Source organism: Microcystis sp. M53603_WE2 (assembly GCF_030065435.1).
Map to the genome: position 1 here is coordinate 1 of NZ_JASJFF010000953.1, position 2,217 is coordinate 2,217.

Sequence of the window (2,217 nt, forward strand, 5' to 3'; positions counted from 1 at the left end):
AAGTTTTTCGTGGGGTGTGGGGTGTGGGGTGTGGGGTGTAGGGTTTTAGAGATTTTCATCTGGTCAATTACCTAATTTTCAGGGAAAAAGTCCCTGAATTTTCCCCCCGATCACTCCCGCAAAAGTCTAAAAGTTTTACCCAACAAGGTTTTTAGATTTATTCAGCCAACCTTAATTAGCGACGGGATCATCGAGGAGAACTTCCGAGACGCGATAATCGCGACGGATCGAAAAACGTTCCAGATAGCCGATCGGATCGTCGGGATTGAAAATAAGATGATCAAAGAGGGCAAAACTGTGGCGATTGGGTTCCAAATCGGGAAGGCCCAGGGACCTGCAAGCTTCGCCAAATAGATCGGGACGACGGACGCGTTCAATCACTTCCACCCAGTTGCGAGGGAAAGGCGCGTAACCCCAACGGGCAAGCTGAGTTAGGGTCCATAGGGCCTCACTGCGGCCTGGACAGTTAGCTTGATCGACGTAAAACTGATTAAATCGGAATAGGGGTTCGGGGGCAGTTCCTAAACCGCGATCATAACCATCGAGGAAACCAGGGCGGATAATCGCCCTATCCACGCCCACATACTGGGGCTGACTGAGAATATTGACGATTTCTTCTCGATTACGCTGATCATCGCAGTATTCGCAGGCTTTAATTAAAGCTTTCACCATGGCGATATGGGTTTCGGGATGTTTCGCCGCCCAAGTTTCCTTGACCCCGAGGACTTTTTCCTGGTGTCCGGGCCAAATATCAAGATCGGTGGCGATAACGTAGCCTAATTTTTCCTGAACGGCGTAGGAGTTCCAGGGTTCCCCCACACAATAACCGTCGATCTTACCCGCTTTTAGCAGGGAAACCATCTGAGGCGGCGGAATTACGGTTAAATTCACATCACTATCGGGATCGATGCCGCCACTAGCTAACCAGTAGCGTAACAGCAGATTGTGCATGGAGGCAGGGTGAACCATGCCGAAAGTGGCGATTTTATCGGGACTTTGCTGGAGGGCATCCTTTAAGTCCTCGAGTTTTTCTACCCCCAATTCCCTGTATTTATTGCTGAGGGTGATGGCGTTACCGTTGCGACTGAGTACCAAAGCACTAATCACGGGGACAGAGGGCTTATTGCCGGCCCCAATGGTCATGCTGAGGGGCATTCCCGCCACCATCTGGGCCGCATCGAGACGACCGGTGGCCACTCCTTGGGCGAGCGCTTTCCAGTTGGGTTCCCGTTGCAGGATAACATCCTCTAATCCTTCCTCGGCGAAGAAACCTTTCTCTTTGGCGATAATAATCGGAGCGCAATCGGTGAGGGGGATAAAACCGATGGTGGGATTGGTTTTCAGTCGGGTAGCTTGGCCGATCACCGTCATCGGCCCGGTGGGTTGACCGACTTTCTTCGATCGCTTCTGTTGGTTGAGGAAATAAACGATCTCGTTACGGAGGGAGTAGTAACTGGGATGGTTAACTACTTCTAAACGATGCCGGGGCCGGGGAATGGGAACATCGAGAATCTGACCGATATGGGCCTCCGGACCGGTGGTTAACATCACCACTCGATCGGATAGTAATAGGGCCTCATCCACATCGTGCGTGACCATGATACAGGTAACGTGGCTTTCTTCGACGATTTCCATCAAACGTTCCTGTAAATTGCCTCTGGTTAACGCATCCAGCGCCCCAAAGGGTTCATCGAGTAGCAGGACTTTTGGCCGTAGGGCTAGGGCGCGGGCGATCGCTACCCGTTGTTTCATGCCTCCCGATAATTCTCCCGGTCGTTTGTTGGCGGCATGGCGCAGGTGTACCATATCGATACTATGTTCGATGACACTTTTGCGTTCAGCAGCCGGCAGATGACGCAGGACACGGTTAACTCCTAGGGCGATATTTTCCCGGACGGTTAACCAAGGCAGCAGAGAATAATTCTGGAAGACCACCATGCGATCGGGGCCGGGGCCTTTAATTTCTCTTCCCTCTAAAATCACCCCTCCCACCGTGGGGCGATCGAGTCCGGCGACCATATTTAAGAGGGTAGATTTCCCGCAACCGGAGTGACCGATTAAAGAGATAAATTCCCCTTGAGTAACGCTGAGATCGATATTTTTTAGGGCGATATATTGACGGCCATCGGGCAGAGGGAAAACCTTATCAATGTGATCGACTTCAATAAATGCAGACATTTTCAGTTATCAGTTATCAGTTATCAGTTATCAGTTATC

1 protein-coding gene is annotated in these 2,217 nt (G+C 51.0%); it reads right to left on the bottom strand.

Annotation, left to right across the window (positions count from 1 at the left end; genetic code table 11):
• Window positions 1-171: 171 nt before the first annotated feature.
• Window positions 172-2,178, bottom strand: a complete 2,007-nt coding sequence (locus PX481_RS20090; RefSeq protein ID WP_288095644.1) for an ABC transporter ATP-binding/substrate-binding protein — start codon at window positions 2,176-2,178, stop codon at window positions 172-174.
• Window positions 2,179-2,217: the final 39 nt, after the last annotated feature.